The following is a 16,118-nucleotide window of genomic DNA, read 5'->3' as shown; positions in this document are numbered from 1 at the left end:
AACAAATGTAGCCGATCGGCTTCCGCCACAAGGATGACATGGTCATGGCCGGTGGGGCATGTGAAGCGATGGTGAACGATGGGCAAGCGTGAAGTGAAGGACATCCACGCCGTGCTGCGCCAGCACTGGGGCTACAGCACCTTCCGCCCGTTGCAGGAGGACATCATACGGGCCGTGCTGAACGGGCGCGACACGCTGGCCCTGTTGCCCACCGGTGGCGGCAAGAGCCTCTGTTTCCAGGTGCCCGCGCTCGCCATGGGGCGGCTCTGTCTGGTGGTCTCCCCCTTGATCGCCCTGATGAAGGACCAGGTGGAACGATTGCGCGCCCAGGGGATCGCGGCGGTGGCCGTGCACTCAGGTCTGCGCCATGCGGAAGTGGACACGGCGCTGGAGAACGCGGCGCAGGGCGAACTGTCCTTCCTCTACCTCGCCCCGGAGCGTCTGGCCTCCGACATCCTCCTCGCACGGCTGGACCGGATGGACATCGGCATGATCGCCGTGGATGAAGCCCACTGCATCTCACAATGGGGACATGATTTCAGGCCCGCGTACAGAAAGGTGGGCGAGTTGCGCGAAAAGCTTCCCGGTGTGCCGGTGCTCGCGCTCACCGCGTCAGCCACAGCTCGTGTGGCCGATGACATCATGGAGAATCTCGCCTTCCGGGAGCGCCATGTGCTGCGGGGCGGTTTCCAGCGCGATGAACTGGTCTTCTGGGTGAGCCGCGGGGAGGACAAGCATGGCCGCCTGCTGCGCATCATGGAGCATGTACCCGGGTCGTCCATCGTGTACATGCGGCAGCGGCGGGGCACACTGCGCATCGCACAATTCCTGGAGCACCATGGCATCGAGGCGAGGGCCTATCACGCGGGGCTTCCGCATGTGGAGCGTGAAGCGATCCAACGGGCATGGACCGAAGGGAGCCTGCGCTGCGTGGTGGCCACCAACGCTTTCGGCATGGGCATCGACAAGCCTGATGTGCGCGCGGTGGTCCACATGGAACCGCCGCCGGACCTGGAGAGCTACTACCAGGAGGCCGGGCGCGCCGGGCGCGATGGTCAACGCTCGCAAGCCTTCCTATTATATGGTCCCGGTGATGCGGACCGGTTGCGCGATCGTACCCTGGCGTCCTTTCCATCACTGGCCGATGTGCGGCGGGTGTACCAGTCCTTCGCCGATCGGCACGGCATCGCCATGGGTTCGGGCTTCCTGGAGGCCTATGCGTTCGATCTGGAGGACCTGGCCCGACGCGCCGGCGCAACACCCAACACCACGCTCCATGCCCTGCGAAGTCTGGAACTGGATGGCCGCATCACCCTATCTGATGGCGTACACAGTCCTTCGCGCGTATTCGTGCGGGCAGCGCCCCGGGTGGTGCATCACATGCGGGTGAACGATCGCCGGCTTGGACCGTTGCTCGAAGCCCTGCTCCGCCTCTATGGGGGGCTCTATGAGGAAGCCGCACAGATCGATGAGTTGCGCATCGCCCGGTTGAGCGAATGGAGCGTGGAGACCGTGCGCAAGCGCCTCCATGAATTGGACCGCCAGCAGGTGATCATCTACACCCCGCAGAACGACGCCCCGCTTGTGACCCTGCTCCAACCCCGGCAGGATGCCCAGCGCCTGACCCTCGATCCCGCCGCTTTGGAACAACGGAAGCAGCGCGCCATGGAAAGACTGGAGGCGGTGCTGCACTACGCCGAAGCCGAGTCCGGCTGCCGCTCCAGGATCCTGCTGGCCCACTTCGATGAACCTCCCGGTGTGCCCTGCGGACAATGCGACCTGTGCAAGCGGCGATTCGCCTATGAAGCGACTGCAGGGAACAACACTGCCGAAGAACCACTCGCGCCCTACGAACGAACCACCCACGACCGCCGGTTGGACATGGACGAGTTCGGAAGTGGGGCTTCGTGACCCGCATGCGGATGGTCCTCGATCGTTCCTTCTATATGCGCAGCGATGTCGTACGCATCGCGCGCGATCTGCTCGGCAAGGTCATTGTCACGGATCTGGATGGCGGCCGGACCGCGGGTGTGATCACCGAGACGGAGGCTTATGCCGGGGTGGGCGACCGCGCATCGCACGCCTTCGGTGGCCGTCGCACACCAAGGAACACGCACATGTACGCGGTCGGCGGCACCGCCTATGTCTACCTCTGCTATGGCATCCATCACCTCTTCAACGTGGTCACGCATCGCGAGGGGGTGCCACACGCCGTGCTCATCCGGGCGATCGATCCGTTGGAAGGTCATGGTCTGATGGCCCAACGTCGCGCGCCATCACCGCCCACGACGAACGGACCGGGAACCTTGTCCCAGGCGCTGGGCATACTGACCAGGCATAGCGGCGGCGACCTGCTCTCCGGTCCGATCCGCATCGAGGACCACGGCATGCGCATCGCCTCCTCACGGATCATCGCCGGTCCACGTGTAGGTGTGGACTACGCGGGCAAGGATGCGCTTCTTCCCTATCGGTTCCGCGTCGCACCTTCGCGGCGGCACCATCGCTGAACCATCGCTGAACCATGGCCGGTACGCGCATCATCTTCATGGGCACCCCGCTCTTCGCGGTGCCGACACTGAACGCGCTCGTGGAGGCCGGCCATGTGGTGACCGCCGTGGTCACCGCCCCGGACCGTCCCGCTGGAAGGGGGAAGAAGCTCCGCACTTCCCCGGTGAAGGACCGTGCGCTGGAACTGGGCATACCCGTTCTCCAACCCGAGCGCCTGCGCGATCCGGACTTCCTCGCCGCACTCGATGCGCATGCCGCCGACCTGTACGTGGTGGTGGCCTTCCGCATGTTGCCCCAGGTGGTATGGTCGCGGCCCCGGCTGGGCACCATCAATCTGCACGCCTCCCTCCTGCCCGATCTGCGCGGAGCGGCGCCCATTCAATGGGCGGTCATGCATGGCTACCGCTCCACGGGCCTCACCACCTTCCTCATCCGGGAGGAGATAGATACCGGGGATGTGTTGCTGCAGGAGACCTTGACCATAGGCGCTGATGAGACGGCCGGTGAACTGCATGATAGGATGATGGTCATGGGTGCCGCGCTCGTTGGGCGCACCGTCCATGCGCTTGCCGAGGGATCGATCGAGCCCAGGCAACAACGCCCTTCCGGCCAGGAACGATCCGCTCCGAAACTGGACCCGGAGACCTGCCGCATCAGCGCGGACATGAGCGCCGCACGAACGCACGATCGGATACGAGGCCTGTCCCCCGCACCCGGCGCCTGGTGCATGTTGCGGATCGGTGAAGGGCCACCGGTCCACTTCAAACTGTTCCGCTCCCGCCATGCGGCACACGATGCCGGCGCGGAAGCGGGCACCTTGTTGCCCGTGGATGGACGGCTGCTCCTGCGCTGCTCCGACGGTTGGCTCGAACTGCTTGAAGTGCAGACCGAGGGCAGGCGGCGCATGAGCGCCACCGAACTGCTGCGCGGCATCGCTGGAGCACACCGGGCGATGCCCGGCATGAGGATCGGCGACTGACCGTTTTCCGTTCCACCCCCTCCTCCGGAAACCCTTGACAGGGGCGGGATACAGGCGCAGTTATGAACAAACCCCCTGTTTTTTCAACATTTTCCGGGCATCGCGTCGGAAACCCTTGACACACGTGGCTGCGCGGATACATTTGCCCTCGAGTTCCCAAACCAACAACTCAACAAAACTTACGACCATGGGTCTGAACAAAGCCGAACTGATCGAATCGATCGCAGCCGATGCCAAGATCTCGAAGGCCGATGCCAAGCGTGCCTTGGATGCCTTCGTTACCAGCACCACCAAGGCCCTGAAGAAGGGTGAGCGCGTGGCCCTCGTGGGCTTCGGCACCTTCTCCGTTACCAAGCGCGCCGCCCGCAAAGGCCGCAACCCCCAGACCGGCAAGGAGATCAAGATCGCCGCGAAGAAGGTGGTGAAGTTCAAGGCCGGCGCCGACCTGCAGAACAAGGTGAAGTGATCCGTCACATCACCGGAACAGAGGATCCCCCGCCCAACGGCGGGGGATCTTCTTTTGCAGGCATACCGACCCCACCCACCCCGGCACCATGAACGACCAGGAACTGATCGGGCGCTTGTCCGCCTTCGTCACGGATGAACGCAACGCCCTGTTCGAGCGGCTCGCACCATTGCGCACTCGGCATGTCACGGCCGTGCTGGAGGATCCCTACCAGCCACACAACATGAGCGCGGTGGTGCGCACTTGTGACCTGCTCGGCATCCAGGACGTGCATGTGATCGAGCGCCGCAACAGCTACCGCGTCGATCCCGAGATCGCCTTGGGCGCATCCAAGTGGGTGGACGTCCATCGTCATGGAGGATCGGAGGAGGGCCGCACGAAATGCTTCGCCGATCTGCGCGCGAAGGGTTATCGCATCGTCGCCACATCGCCGCGTGCCGAAGATGTCACACCCGCCACGATCGACATCGACCGGCCGCTGGCCATCTGCTTCGGCACCGAGATGGACGGACTCAGTGACGCCGCGATCGAAGAGGCCGACGAACATCTGCGCATACCGATGTACGGCTTCACCGAGAGCTACAACCTTTCCGTGTCGGCGGCGATCGTCCTCTACACCGTGATCGAACGCTTGCGTGCGAGTGGAGTGGATTGGCGACTCGATGCGCAGGCGCTGGCTTCCATCAAGCTTGGATGGTTGCGTGCTTCCATCCGCGACGCGAAGGCCATCGAATCGCGTTTGCACGCTGAAGGAAAGGACACTTCACCTGCTTGATCGCATCATCACGCATGCCGCGCCAAACGGGCGATGCACGAGGATGCGCGATCATCATCGTGATGTGCGCATCATGCTCCACACCATCATCAAGCGATCCCGATCGCATCGTGATGACGTCGATCGCACGCCATGGTTATTGACATCCACGCGTTGACAAATGGAACCAATGAAATCATGCCGGCGTATGCAAGCGCGGATACTTTTGACTCAAACCCTTAACACTCCATTACAATGGGAAAAGGTGACATGAAGACGAAGAAAGGCAAACGTGCTGCTCGCAGCACCGGCAAGAGCCGTCCTGCGAAGCGCAAGACGCGTGTAGCCGCTGCCAAGAAGGCCACTGCGAAGAAGGCCGCCAAGAAAGCAGCTCCGAAGAAGGCTGCGAAGAAGGCGACCAAGAAGGCCGCTCCGAAGAAGGCCGCCAAGAAGGCCACGAAGAAGGCCGCCAAGCGCAAGTGATCTCGGACCACAGAAGCAAAGACCCCGGCGAAAGCCGGGGTCTTCTGCATTGGTACCCTTCCATTCCGATCACGGTTGCAGCCTGGTGCGCAACCAGGTGCCGTCGTTCATCGCCTCGTACGCGATACGGTCGTGCAACCGGCCCGGTCTGCCCTGCCAGAACTCGATGCGCACCGGCCGCACACGGAAACCGCCCCAGTGAAGAGGACGCGGGATCTCACCTTCCGCGAAGCGTTCCGTCCAGCGCGCGAATCGTTCTTCGATGGACGCCCTGCTCTCCGCGGGCCGGCTCTGATCGCTGCTCCATGCACCGATGCGGCTCTCCCGCGGACGTGAGGCGAAGTACGCGTCGGATTCATGGTCGTCCGCCCGCTCTGCGCGCCCTTCGATACGCACCTGCCGTTCGAGCTGGGGCCAGAAGAAGTTCAGCGCCACGCGATGGTCACGCTCCAGATCCATCGCCTTGCGGCTGTTGTAGTTGGTGAAGAAGACGAAGCCGCGCTTGTCGAAAGAGCGAAGCAGTACGATGCGGCAGCTGAGTGTCACGCTGCCCACCGTGGCCAGCGTCATCGCGTGCGGTTCCAGGATGTCCGGCGCCGCCTCGGCATCACGCATCCAACGATCGAACAACACGATGGGGTCGTCGCCCGCCTCACTCTCCGTGAGTTCGTGCATCTCGTATTCTTTGCGTTGCGGGAGGTGTCGGGGATCTTCCATGGCGTTCACGGTGGTCGTGCGAAGGTATCCGATGCCCGCCTCGATCCACCTGACAACGGTCTTGTCTTGCAGGCTCGAAGGGTGGTCCATTAACTTCCCCTCGCCATGGCGAAGGACCCGCTCGATCTCGATCCCAGGAACCGCCACAAACCGGCGCGTGGCAGGCTGCTCGTGAGCGAGCCCTTCCTCCCCGACCCCTACTTCCGGCGCACGGTGGTGTTGCTGTGCGAGCACAACCACGAGGGTTCCTTCGGCTTCGTGCTGAACCGGCAGATGGACATGAATGTGGACGACCTGATGGAGAACATGCCTCCCATCGGCACCCGCGTGGGGATCGGCGGACCGGTGCAGAGTGGCAACCTCTACTACCTCCATACCCTCGGACCGCACATCGAAGGCAGTGTGGAAGTGGTGGACGGTGTGCACATGGGCGGTGACTATGAACAGTTGCGTTCCATCCTCGCCACCGACCCGCGCCTCTCCAAGCATGTGCGCTTCTTCGTGGGCTATAGCGGCTGGGGCAGCTCGCAGCTGGAGCAGGAACTGGAACAGCGCAGCTGGCTGGTCTCCCGTGCGGACAAGCGACGCATCATGAACACCTCCACGGACGATCTTTGGGCGGACACGCTGCGCGCCATGGGCCGGGAGTACGCCCCGCTGGCCAACTTCCCCGAAGACCCTTCCTTGAATTAGCCGCGCGTGGCGGCCACCAGCAGATCGGTGATCGTCTTCGACTGCCGGTTGGTGTAGCGCTTGGTGCGGTAGGTGCCCACCCAGCGGATGCCACGCACGGCGTTGGTGAAGAACAACTCGTCGGCGGCGAGCAGATTCTGCGGATTGAGGGAGCACTCGTACACCTTGATGCCGTTGGCCAGCGCCAGGTTGATGACCTGCGCGCGCATCACGCCGCCCAGGCAACCATCACTGAGCGATGGCGTGTAGAGCACACCGTTGCTCACGATGAAGAGGTTGCCGCTGCTGCTCTCGATGATGTTGCCGCGCTCATTCTGCAGCAGGCAATCGTCCAGCCCACGCTGCTCGCTCCACAAAGCGGCCATGATGTAGTACTGGCAGTTGAGCGTCTTGTGACGGGAGAGCTCGTTGATGGGCTTGCGCATCTCCGGCCAGATGTCCACCATCAGGCCCTGTTCGTTCAGGGTGTGGTAACGATCCTCCATGGGCTTCACCTCGATGGTGAAGGCGCCCTCATGCTTCTCGGGACGGTAGTGGCCACCACCGCCCCGGTAGAGGGTGAAACGGCAACGCGCGCTGTCGCGGCCCGTGAGCTTGGACAATTCCACGATCCAGCGCTCGAAGTTGGCGCGGTCCAGGGTGGGCGGCAGGGTGATGCGCAGCAGGGCCGCACCGGTGGTGAGCCTGGCCCAGTGCGCGTCCACGAAGCAGGGCCTGCCATCCACCAGGCGGAGGCTCTCGAAGAGCCCATCACCATAGTGGAAGGCGCGGTTGTCCAGCGTGATCGCCGGCTTGTCGCCCGGCACCACTTCGCCGTTCACGTTCACCAGGTCCTTCATGGGATCAGCGCATGCTTCTCCAACACGGGCATGAGTGGTCCGTTCGCCTCCACCAGGATGCCGCGTACGCCGGCTCCAGAGGCCGCCTCCAGGTCACGCGCACGATCGCCGATGAAGACCGACGCCCCGGGATCGAGGCCGTGACGCGCGATGGCGCGCTCCAGGAGCAGGGAACCCGGCTTGCGGCACAGGCACTTCCCCCGGGTCGGATGGTGCGGACAATAAAGGATGTCCATCAGAGATACGCCCTGTTCCGTGAGCATGGCGTGAAGGTAGCGATGAAGCCGCTCCACCTCCGCGTGGCCGTAGAGACCCAGGCCGATGCCGCTCTGGTTGGTGATCACCACCAGGGACCAGCCGGCCGCCTGTGCACGTGCCAGCGCCATGGGCACATCAGGCAGCACCTCGAAATCCTCCAGGCGCCAGGTGTGCTCGCCGCGTTCGCGGTTCAACACGCCATCGCGGTCCAGAAAGATCGCCTTGCGTGCCATCAGATGCCGAGTGTGCGTTGGAAGCCGCCGATGTCGAGCACCAGATGCGGCGCCAGCAGCCCCATGTACAGTACGCCGTAGACCGCTCCATAGAAGTGCGCGTCGTGCGCCACGTTGTCGCCACCACGCTTGTCCATGTACCAGGAATAGGCCAGGTAGAGCAGGCCGAAGACCCAGGCCGGCATGGGCACGGGAATGAAGAGGAAGGCCACCTCGGTGGTGGGCATCATCAGGATCTGCGCGAAGAGCACCGCGCTCACCGCGCCGCTGGCCCCCACCGCCCGGTAGTTGGGGTCGTGCATGTGGCGGCGGTAGGCGGGAATGGACGACACCACGATGGCCCCCAGGTAAAGGCCGAGGAAGACCAGTGTGGCGGGCAGTGGGGTGAGCATGGGCAGCAACATCTCCACGTTGCGGCCGAACATGTACAGCACGAACATGTTCACCAGCAGGTGCGGCCAGTTGGCGTGGATGAAGGCATGGGTGATGAAGCGGTGCCAGCCGCCACGCGCGCGGATCACGAAGGGTTCGAAGAGCAGCGCCGTGAAGAGCCTGCGGTCGTTGAAGGCCGCGAGGGACACGAGCACGTTGAGGATGACGAGGAGGAGGGTGACGCTGTCGATCACGCGGCCGCGGTGGGGTGTGGCGAAAGATATCCCCGGCGCGTCAATGGCTCAGGTCGCGGGCGATGCGCCAGCCTTCCGGCCCCTTTGCCCACAACAGCGCGAAGCCTCCGGAAAGTGTGTCGGCCACGCGTTCCAGCCGCCAGGTACCCGTGAGCCAGGCGTGTGCCCCACCCGCCGGCACGATCTCGTCCACACCGAAGGTCAGGTCCCCCATGGCGGCCCCGTCCGGATAATTCTTCCGGTAGTTGGCGGTAACGGCTTCGCGCCCGCAGGTCATGCGCCCGCGCGACACGAAGCACACGGTGTCCACATAGCCCTGCATGAAGCCCTCGATGTCGCCCCGGTCCCAGGCGGCTTCTTGGTTGGCCAGGACGGCATTTATGGCATGCGCATCGGTGGAGGTGAAACGGTTGTCCTGGTCTGACGAGCACGAAGCCACCATCATGACCAACCCTAACTTATGCGATCCCTTGAAGATCCTCATCCAAATGGAAAGAGGGACCGATCGAGATGGTCCCTCTTGGAGCCTCCTGTCAGATTTGAACTGACGACCTGCTCATTACGAATGAGCTGCTCTACCGCTGAGCTAAGGAGGCTGGTACGGCCCGCGCCACCGCACCGGGTGGTTGGTGGACGCGGGCCGCAAATGTAATGGCCGCCCAGGTTCGCCGCCGGGGTCAGTGTTTGATGAAGCGCGATCCGGGGCCTTCGCCCACACGCAGTACATAAGCGCCCTGCGCCAGGCCGGTCAATTCCAGCGACTGCTGGCCATCGGTGCGCACCTGCTGCTCCATCACCCGCCTGCCCATGGAATCGTGGATGGCGATCCACTGGCCGGCCTTCACCGCTGTTCCGGACACGGAGACCAGATCGGTGGCCGGATTGGGGAAGACCCGCGGTGCTGCGCTGGCACGATCGGGCACGGACGTGGCCTGCCGGATATCCAGCGCCAGGTTGCCGGGCGCCACACCCACCGCCACGGTGGAGAGCACCTCCCCTTGCAGGCTCATTACATGCAACGCACCGGTGCTGAAGAAATCGGTGGTGGTGCCATAGAGCACGCCGTTGATGGGGTCCTCGAGCAGGCCGTAGATGGCGGGGCTGCCGGTGAGCGTGTCGGCCACGGCGCCGGACGTGGGATCGAAGCGGGCCAGCTCGTTCTGGGCGTACTCCATGAAGTAGACCAGAGCATTGGCTTCCACACGGGCCGATGCCGCACAACTGGAGTTCACCGTCACATCCACGGTATAGGTCAGGGAAGCATCCACAGTGTTCACGCGGCTGATGCTGCTGGTGCTGAAATCCTTGTTGTTGAAGGCCAGGATGTCCCCATCGTGCAGCATGAGTTTCTCGGGGTTGAGACCCTGGGGGCCGAGGTCCACCTCGCCGGTGTAGGACATGGTGGGCAGGTCCACAATGCCGATGCGGCCCTGCATATTGCCCCATTCGAAGGCGTTGCCCACGGCGAGGTAGGCCAGATCGCCCACCACCAGCACGTCTTCCACCGCATAAGGCAAGCCATCCGCAGGGGTGATCGCCTGCACGAGGTCCAGCGAAGCGATCTCGCGCGCTTCGAAGTAGTGCGGCAATCCGCCGAGTTCGCCCCGGGTCAGCAACAGCCTATCGTTCCACACCGCCAGCTTGCGTACACCGATGACCTCCGCACTGGCCAGCAGCGTATAGCTCTCCAGGTCGTAGCGCAGCACCCGGTCGTCAGCGGCCACATAGATGGAACCCGCATGCACCAGCAGATCGCTGCCGAAGCGTGGCCCTTCGATCACGGCCACGGTCCCGTAGGTTCCGGTGGATGGATCAAAGGCACCAAGCGACACGGGTACGAGTTGCCCGCCGCCACCGAAGTCGTAGTAGCCTTCGTTGAGCACCAGCACGCGGTGCGTCACCGATTGGGCCTGCGCATGGAACGCCGCGGCCACTGCCAGGGAAATGAGGAATGAACGGTACATGGTCCTGTGGTTTTGCTTGCCGCGTTCACCGCGCGGCGTGTATGATGTGAAACCATGGGAACGGCCGACCGCCTGTACCGCAAGCGGACGGCCATGTTCCCGTGGCCGTGGTCCTTTCGCGCCCTGGCAGGTCTTCTGGCTCACCACCCTCCCACCACGCCTTCCCGCACACCAGGTGGCGTACAGTGGCTTTCTGCGGCGGTCATCGGTGGTTCACAGCTGCGGGAACAGCTCCCGGTTCACACGGGATTCCCTATTCTCCTGGGGCGGCTTCGGGCTCCCGGTGAAGGGTCCCTTCCATCGCCTTTCGGCACCTTGACGCGGGTCCAAATGTAGACGCGGCGATCGATCAAAGACGCAGGTGGAGCGAGGTCTGCAACATCACGCCACGGGCGCGCAACTCAGCGTCCACCAGGTCGAGGTCCAACTGCTGCCCCATGAACTCATATTCGCGCAAGGGCAGGTTGTGTGCGAGATAGCGCAGCATCACCTGCAGGCCCACGGTCTCACCGAAGCGGAAGCCCACGCCGGTGTTGATCCCGAAGTGTCCGCCGCGCAGCAGACTCTTGGGGCTGCCCGTGCTTACGGGATCATCGATCCGCAGGGTGGTGGCGCCCATTTGCAGGCCGGCCATCCAGGAGAACCGGTCGCGGTCCACCAGGTAGAAGCGTGGTTGCAGCCCGAAGGCGGTGATGGTGTTGCGCTTGGTCTCCACCGAATCGATGTAGCGGCCTCCTTCGGCGTACACGCCCAGGCTGAAGATGTCGGCCAGCCCGTAGTGGAACTCCAGGGGCGCGGTGATGGTGGCCGCACCACCGGTGGAACGCGTCAGAAAGGGGATGCCAAAGAGGGTGATGGTCTGCTCATACTCGGTGCCATACGCTCCGAGGGCGATGCCCAGACCGAGATGCACGGTGCCACGCTCGTTGTACTGGGCATGGAGGCCGGATCTGCCGCCCAGGAGAAGGGCGATGGAGAGCGTCAGAAGGATGCGCATGATCGTTGGTGTTGGAGATGGGCGGCGCCCGGCCAAAGTTCGTTCCAAGATCGATTCGGCCTTCCGATGATGCGCCCCAAGGGACTTTACGGACCGGGCCCGGCTCCCATTACATTCGCACCGCTCCGGTGAACAACCTTCGCTCCAGGCCGTTCATCCCCTCGCATGGCACAGCATCCCCAGGACAAGCAGGAGAAGTCATCCCCGAATGACAAGGCGCGAAGCGCCGACACGGAGGGCTACGCGGCGCTGCAAGCGGACCGCACCGCCGATGTGGACCCCTTGAAGGACCTGAACCTGCCGGGCAGTTATGACGAGGTGTTGGAGCGACTGCGCAGGCTGAAGGGCTGCCGCGACATGGAGGTGCTCAACTGAGCGCCACACGGCGGATCCACTTTACTTGTTCACGAGAAATGGCCTCCGGGGTTCCCGGTTCCGGTCATTGTCCCGGGTGCGCTCCGTGCTTACCTTCAGCGCTCCTCCGCGCGTCCCGTGTTCAGAACGGTATGTGGCTGGCCGGGACCTCCACGGTGGCATGAACCCATGTCCCACCCAATCCCTGCCCTGCCATGAACACCTTCGATGCGAAACACATCAAGAACATCGCCCTCCTGGGATCCCACGGAAGCGGCAAGACCACGCTGGCCGAAACCATGCTCTTCGAAGCGGGTCTTATCACACGCCGCGGCCGTATCGAGGACAAGAACACCGTAAGCGACCACCACCCGCTGGAGCACGAACGCGGCAGCAGCGTTTACAGCACCGTGCTGCACACCGAGTGGCGCAACTACAAGATCAATATCATCGACACCCCCGGGCTGGACGACCTTGTGGGCGAGACCATCCCCGCCCTGCGTACCGCCGACACCTGCGTTCTGCTGCTGGGCGCGCACCACGGCGTGGAGGTGGGCAGCGAACTCGTCTGGGATCACATCGCACAATACGACCGCCCGGTGATCCTGGGCGTGAACGCGCTGGACCACCCGAACGCCGACTTCGACGGTACGGTGGCCCAGGCGAAGGAGATCTTCGGCCCCGCCGTTACCGTGATGCAATACCCCGTGGAGCAGGGCGAGGGCTTCCACCGCATCATCGACCTGCTGAAGATGAAGATGTACGTCTTCAAGGATGATGGCGGCAAGCCCGAGAAACAGGATATCCCGGAGAACGAGAAGGAGCGCGCCGAGACCCTGCACAAGGAACTGGTGGAGAAGGCCGCCGAGAACGATGAGGCCCTCATGGAGAAATACTTCGAGCACGGCGAACTGGATGAGAACGACATGCGCCTCGGCCTGCGCAAAGGCATGATGGCCCGCACCTGCTTCCCGGTGTTCTGCCTCAGCGCGTTGCGCAACATGGGCAGCGGCCGCCTCATGGGCTTCATCGACAATGTGGCCCCCTGCTCCATCGACATGCCACCCGCCCGTCTGGCCGACGGTGGCACCCTGGAACGCAAGGCGGATGGACCCACCGTACTGTTCACCTTCAAGACCGTGATCGAGCCGCGCGCCGGCCACATCACGCTCTTCAAGGTGATGAGCGGCCAACTGAAAGAAGGCCAGGACCTGGTGAACGACAACACCGGCACCACCGAGCGCATCAATCAACTCTTCATCGTGGACGGCAAGGAACGCAAGCCGGTGAAGCAGCTGGCCGCGGGTGACATCGGCGGCACCATCAAGTTGAAGGACACCGCCACGGCGCACACCCTCCACTCACCGGGCGTGTCGGTGAAACTGCGTCCCATCGACTTCCCCGGCCCTCGCTTGTGGCTTACGGTGAAGGCCACGGACCAGAAGATGGAGGAGAAGCTGCATGCCGCGTTGGTGGAGATCCAAAAGGAGGACCCGACCATCGTGCTGAAATACAACCGCGAAACGGGAGAGCAACTGATCGGGTCGCAGGGCGAGTTGCACCTGAACCTGCTGAAGTGGAAGCTGGACCACCACTACAAGGTGGAGCCGGTGTTCGGCAGTCCAAGGATCCCCTACCGGGAGACCATCCGCAAGCCAGCGCAGGCCAGCTACCGCCACAAGAAGCAGACGGGCGGCAGCGGCCAGTTCGCCGAGGTGCACATGAAGATCGAGCCCTGGTACGAAGGCATCCCCGAACCTGAAGGCATGAGCTTGCGTGGCAAGGAGGAGCACGACCTGCCCACCGGCGGCAAGCTGGTGTTCTACAACTGCATCGTGGGCGGTGTGATCGACAACAAGTTCATGCCCAGCATCCTCAAGGGCATCATGGAGAAGATGGAACGCGGCCCGCTGACCGGTTCGCCCGCGCGGGACATCCGGGTGATGGTGTACGACGGCAAGATGCACACGGTGGACAGCAACGACATCAGCTTCAAGATCGCGGGCATGATGGCCTTCAAGGAGGCATTCCAGAACGCCGATCCGCAGCTGATGGAGCCCATCCAGGAGGTCGAGGTGCGCGTGCCCACCGACCTGATGGGCGATGTGATGACCGACCTGCAGGGGCGCCGCAGCATCGTGATGGGCATGGAGGGCAGTGGCCGCTACCAGATGATCAAGGCCCACACCCCGTTGGCCGAGCTGGACCGCTACAGCACCACGCTGCGCAGCCTCACCCAAGGCCGGGGCACCTATACGGAGCGCTTCCATGCCTACCAGCAGGTGCCGCCGGAACTGCAGCACAGGCTGGTGAGCGAGCACAAGGAGGAAGGCGTGCCCGCTTGAGACGCATTACCTCGTGCAGGCGCCCCCCACGGCCTATCGGCCGTGGGGGGCGTCGCTTTGCCAGGACCGGGACCGGGTCAACGTTGGTCCGCACACGCCGCGGTCGCTATGGCGATCGGTCTGAGCGGCTTCAAGAGGCGCTGGACATGGAAGACCGGCTCATGCGCATCGGGGTCGCGGGCCGGCCATTCGCCCACCACGGCATAGTCCCTGTCCAGGTCCGCGCCGAAGCTGTGCAGCAGCTCCGGGCAAATGCGCTTGGGATCGCCGGGCCCATCGATGAGCCAGGCGCGCGCGAGGTCATCACAGGAGACCCTGGCCATGGCGATCCCGGCCCAATCACAGCTTCCGGGATAGCTCCCAAGGATCCAAGGCTGTCCAATGGGTTTCGCCTCCATGGCATACAGGAGGGTCGGTGATCTGCCACTCAGATCGATCACCGGTGTACCGGCCACCAGGCCCGCAGCCTTTCCAGCGGACATGGCGGCCCGCAATTGAGCGGCGATCTCTGGATGCAAACGCAGGACGCTGCGTGCCGATCCCACTTCCATGACCACCGCATTGTCGCCCAGCGGCCCAGGTTGCCGGTAGGGCGTGCGCGTGGCATGGGACACCAGAACGGCCGCGACCAGTGACATGGCCAGTGCCGAGGCCAGGGGCAGGCGCGAACCACCGTCGCGTGGCAGGAGTGGTACACCGGCCAAGGCCCAGAAAATGCCGGCGTAGATCCCCGTGCGCCAGTAATCCGTGTTGGAGCCGAACGCGAAGGCCAGTGGCAGCAACAGGAGCGCGAAGGCAAGCGATATCCGGCCGACGCCTTCGTTGCGTAGTGCAAACCGATCCGCACCGAACAGCATCACCATGGGGAACACCGACAACAGCATGCCCTGGAAGCGTCCGGTCAACTTGGGAATGGTCAGACCACCGGCCACCAAAGCGATCACCAGCAACAGCAGCACCGCGACCGGCAGGGTACCGACGAAGGAACGCTGGGCGGACCAGCGGCCAGTTCCCCGGGAGGTGATGAACAACAGGGCCAGCAATACCAAGGACCAGAAGGCCAAGGCACGGTCGGGCATGAAGATCCTGAAACGCTTGAAAAGTCGGGCCGGCTCGTACTGTGGATCCAGCAACTGGAGTTCGGCGGCACCCGCTCGCAACCGCTCCATGAACAAGGTGGCCGATCCATCGATGGCCAGGGCGGAGACCAGGGTGAGCAGCAACATGACCCCTGCCGCGAGCAGGACGGATGCGGGATGGAGCCGCCGAGAGAGCATCAGGTGCGCGCCCAGCAATACCGACGTGGTGACCAGCGTGGTGGGCTTCGCCATGAAGAGCACCCATGCGCCCGCGCCGAGGAGTATCCAGCCTTGGGCCGATCGGCCTCCTGGTCCATGATGGACGAGCGCCACACCCGTCACCATTACGAGCATGCCCTGCACGGCGAGTGAATTGTAGCTGGGCGTGACCAGCCAAACATTGAACACGGCGAGCGCGGTCGTGGCCATGCCCGCCGCGATGGAGGCCCGGCGCCATCGGCCCGGCCCCTCCCCGGCCACCACGCCGCGCAAGAGCACATGTGTCATGGCCCAGGCGAGCCCCCACGTGAGCAGCACGTTGGCGGCCCGCAACAGTGCGATGTCGCCACCCAGCAGCAGATGCAGCGGATGGTAGACGAAGCCGAACTGCGTGGCGGAAGAGCGATACAGGAAGGGATCCGCCAGCCAGTTCAGGTAGAATCCTTCATCGGTGATATCCAGACCATGCCCCGCGTATCGGAGCATGTGGGCGACCACGAAGCAGGCCGCGGCGAACGGCGCCAGATACAGCGCGGTGTCCAGCGCGGCCACCGCCCGTATGGGAACCTGTGCGGCCTTGGCGGACACCTGTCTTCTTTCCATG

The 16,118-nt window shown here is 63.8% G+C and carries 17 protein-coding genes, 1 tRNA gene and 1 riboswitch; of the genes, 9 read left to right on the top strand and 9 right to left on the bottom strand.

Translation table 11 applies throughout. The annotated features are described in order from the left end of the window. The first annotated feature begins 78 nt into the window (after positions 1–78). The 6 genes from KIT10_02500 (at position 79) to KIT10_02475 (ending at position 5,190) form a co-directional block, all read left to right on the top strand. A complete protein-coding gene (locus KIT10_02500; protein ID MCW5898113.1) occupies positions 79–1,911 on the top strand; it encodes a RecQ family ATP-dependent DNA helicase in 1,833 nt (610 codons plus the stop codon). A gap of 11 nt (positions 1,912–1,922) precedes the next feature. Next, positions 1,923–2,507, top strand: a complete 585-nt coding sequence (locus KIT10_02495; protein MCW5898112.1) for a DNA-3-methyladenine glycosylase — start codon at positions 1,923–1,925, stop codon at positions 2,505–2,507. Positions 2,508–2,521: 14 nt separating this feature from the next. Next, positions 2,522–3,487: a methionyl-tRNA formyltransferase gene (fmt, locus tag KIT10_02490; protein ID MCW5898111.1), complete on the top strand. Its 966-nt coding sequence runs from the start codon at positions 2,522–2,524 to the stop codon at positions 3,485–3,487. A 193-nt stretch (positions 3,488–3,680) separates the two neighbouring features. After that, complete coding sequence (locus KIT10_02485; protein ID MCW5898110.1) at positions 3,681–3,953, top strand: HU family DNA-binding protein; 273 nt, start codon at positions 3,681–3,683, stop codon at positions 3,951–3,953. An 88-nt stretch (positions 3,954–4,041) separates the two neighbouring features. Then, positions 4,042–4,728: an RNA methyltransferase gene (locus KIT10_02480; GenBank protein MCW5898109.1), complete on the top strand. Its 687-nt coding sequence runs from the start codon at positions 4,042–4,044 to the stop codon at positions 4,726–4,728. Positions 4,729–4,962: 234 nt separating this feature from the next. After that, positions 4,963–5,190 carry a 30S ribosomal protein THX gene (locus KIT10_02475; GenBank protein MCW5898108.1) on the top strand — a complete coding sequence of 76 codons (228 nt, stop codon included), beginning with the start codon at positions 4,963–4,965 and terminating at the stop codon, positions 5,188–5,190. A 69-nt stretch (positions 5,191–5,259) separates the two neighbouring features. Here KIT10_02475 and pdxH read toward each other — a convergent pair whose 3' ends face one another. Next, positions 5,260–5,907: a pyridoxamine 5'-phosphate oxidase gene (gene pdxH / locus KIT10_02470; protein ID MCW5898107.1), complete on the bottom strand. Its 648-nt coding sequence runs from the start codon at positions 5,905–5,907 to the stop codon at positions 5,260–5,262. Positions 5,908–6,012: 105 nt separating this feature from the next. Between pdxH and KIT10_02465 the strand changes: the two genes are divergently transcribed. Further along, positions 6,013–6,600, top strand: coding sequence for a YqgE/AlgH family protein (locus tag KIT10_02465; protein ID MCW5898106.1), 588 nt, complete (start codon positions 6,013–6,015; stop codon positions 6,598–6,600). Here the strand turns inward: KIT10_02465 and KIT10_02460 are convergent. The 7 genes from KIT10_02460 to KIT10_02430 all read right to left on the bottom strand — a co-directional run bounded on the left by KIT10_02460 (position 6,597) and on the right by KIT10_02430 (position 11,517). After that, a complete protein-coding gene (locus KIT10_02460; GenBank protein MCW5898105.1) occupies positions 6,597–7,439 on the bottom strand; it encodes an aminotransferase class IV family protein in 843 nt (280 codons plus the stop codon). The two genes, KIT10_02465 and KIT10_02460, sit on opposite strands and share 4 nt — an antisense overlap. After that, positions 7,436–7,930: an HAD family hydrolase gene (locus KIT10_02455; protein MCW5898104.1), complete on the bottom strand. Its 495-nt coding sequence runs from the start codon at positions 7,928–7,930 to the stop codon at positions 7,436–7,438. Before KIT10_02455 ends, KIT10_02460 begins: the two co-directional genes overlap by 4 nt. Continuing rightward, positions 7,930–8,556: a rhomboid family intramembrane serine protease gene (locus KIT10_02450; GenBank protein ID MCW5898103.1), complete on the bottom strand. Its 627-nt coding sequence runs from the start codon at positions 8,554–8,556 to the stop codon at positions 7,930–7,932. The genes KIT10_02455 and KIT10_02450 overlap by 1 nt, the downstream gene beginning before the upstream one ends. 40 nt (positions 8,557–8,596) lie before the next feature. Then, complete coding sequence (locus KIT10_02445) at positions 8,597–9,001, bottom strand: nuclear transport factor 2 family protein (GenBank protein ID MCW5898102.1); 405 nt, start codon at positions 8,999–9,001, stop codon at positions 8,597–8,599. A 76-nt stretch (positions 9,002–9,077) separates the two neighbouring features. Further along, a tRNA-Thr gene (locus KIT10_02440) sits at positions 9,078–9,152 on the bottom strand. Positions 9,153–9,233: 81 nt separating this feature from the next. Next, positions 9,234–10,520 carry a T9SS type A sorting domain-containing protein gene (locus tag KIT10_02435; GenBank protein ID MCW5898101.1) on the bottom strand — a complete coding sequence of 429 codons (1,287 nt, stop codon included), beginning with the start codon at positions 10,518–10,520 and terminating at the stop codon, positions 9,234–9,236. A gap of 107 nt (positions 10,521–10,627) precedes the next feature. Then, positions 10,628–10,819, bottom strand: a riboswitch (cobalamin riboswitch). A 50-nt stretch (positions 10,820–10,869) separates the two neighbouring features. After that, entirely contained in the window at positions 10,870–11,517 is a 648-nt protein-coding gene (locus KIT10_02430; protein ID MCW5898100.1) for a hypothetical protein, read from the bottom strand. Positions 11,518–11,682: 165 nt separating this feature from the next. Here KIT10_02430 and KIT10_02425 point away from each other — a divergent pair, with 165 nt between their 5' ends. After that, positions 11,683–11,892 carry a hypothetical protein gene (locus KIT10_02425; protein MCW5898099.1) on the top strand — a complete coding sequence of 70 codons (210 nt, stop codon included), beginning with the start codon at positions 11,683–11,685 and terminating at the stop codon, positions 11,890–11,892. Positions 11,893–12,086: 194 nt separating this feature from the next. Next, complete coding sequence (locus KIT10_02420; GenBank protein MCW5898098.1) at positions 12,087–14,216, top strand: elongation factor G; 2,130 nt, start codon at positions 12,087–12,089, stop codon at positions 14,214–14,216. Positions 14,217–14,293: 77 nt separating this feature from the next. Here the strand turns inward: KIT10_02420 and KIT10_02415 are convergent, their stop codons facing one another. Further along, positions 14,294–16,117, bottom strand: coding sequence for a hypothetical protein (locus KIT10_02415; GenBank protein MCW5898097.1), 1,824 nt, complete (start codon positions 16,115–16,117; stop codon positions 14,294–14,296). Between the last annotated feature and the right edge of the window lies 1 nt (position 16,118).

Source organism: Flavobacteriales bacterium, assembly GCA_026129465.1.
Lineage (GTDB): Bacteria > Bacteroidota > Bacteroidia > Flavobacteriales_F > PHOS-HE28 > PHOS-HE28.
The sequence above is the reverse complement of the archived record's forward strand: the minus strand, read 5'-3'. Positions and strand labels throughout refer to the sequence as shown.

Coding starts and splice junctions, on each gene's coding strand:
- KIT10_02460 (MCW5898105.1), bottom strand. CDS start 7,439: ATGAAGGACCTGGTGAACGTGAACGGCGAAGTGGTGCCGGGCGACAAG.
- KIT10_02435 (MCW5898101.1), bottom strand. CDS start 10,520: ATGTACCGTTCATTCCTCATTTCCCTGGCAGTGGCCGCGGCGTTCCAT.
- KIT10_02445 (MCW5898102.1), bottom strand. CDS start 9,001: ATGATGGTGGCTTCGTGCTCGTCAGACCAGGACAACCGTTTCACCTCC.
- KIT10_02495 (MCW5898112.1), top strand. CDS start 1,923: ATGGTCCTCGATCGTTCCTTCTATATGCGCAGCGATGTCGTACGCATC.
- KIT10_02420 (MCW5898098.1), top strand. CDS start 12,087: ATGAACACCTTCGATGCGAAACACATCAAGAACATCGCCCTCCTGGGA.
- KIT10_02455 (MCW5898104.1), bottom strand. CDS start 7,930: ATGGCACGCAAGGCGATCTTTCTGGACCGCGATGGCGTGTTGAACCGC.
- KIT10_02465 (MCW5898106.1), top strand. CDS start 6,013: ATGGCGAAGGACCCGCTCGATCTCGATCCCAGGAACCGCCACAAACCG.
- pdxH (MCW5898107.1), bottom strand. CDS start 5,907: ATGGAAGATCCCCGACACCTCCCGCAACGCAAAGAATACGAGATGCAC.
- KIT10_02480 (MCW5898109.1), top strand. CDS start 4,042: ATGAACGACCAGGAACTGATCGGGCGCTTGTCCGCCTTCGTCACGGAT.
- KIT10_02475 (MCW5898108.1), top strand. CDS start 4,963: ATGGGAAAAGGTGACATGAAGACGAAGAAAGGCAAACGTGCTGCTCGC.
- KIT10_02415 (MCW5898097.1), bottom strand. CDS start 16,117: ATGGAAAGAAGACAGGTGTCCGCCAAGGCCGCACAGGTTCCCATACGG.
- KIT10_02500 (MCW5898113.1), top strand. CDS start 79: ATGGGCAAGCGTGAAGTGAAGGACATCCACGCCGTGCTGCGCCAGCAC.
- KIT10_02425 (MCW5898099.1), top strand. CDS start 11,683: ATGGCACAGCATCCCCAGGACAAGCAGGAGAAGTCATCCCCGAATGAC.
- fmt (MCW5898111.1), top strand. CDS start 2,522: ATGGCCGGTACGCGCATCATCTTCATGGGCACCCCGCTCTTCGCGGTG.
- KIT10_02430 (MCW5898100.1), bottom strand. CDS start 11,517: ATGCGCATCCTTCTGACGCTCTCCATCGCCCTTCTCCTGGGCGGCAGA.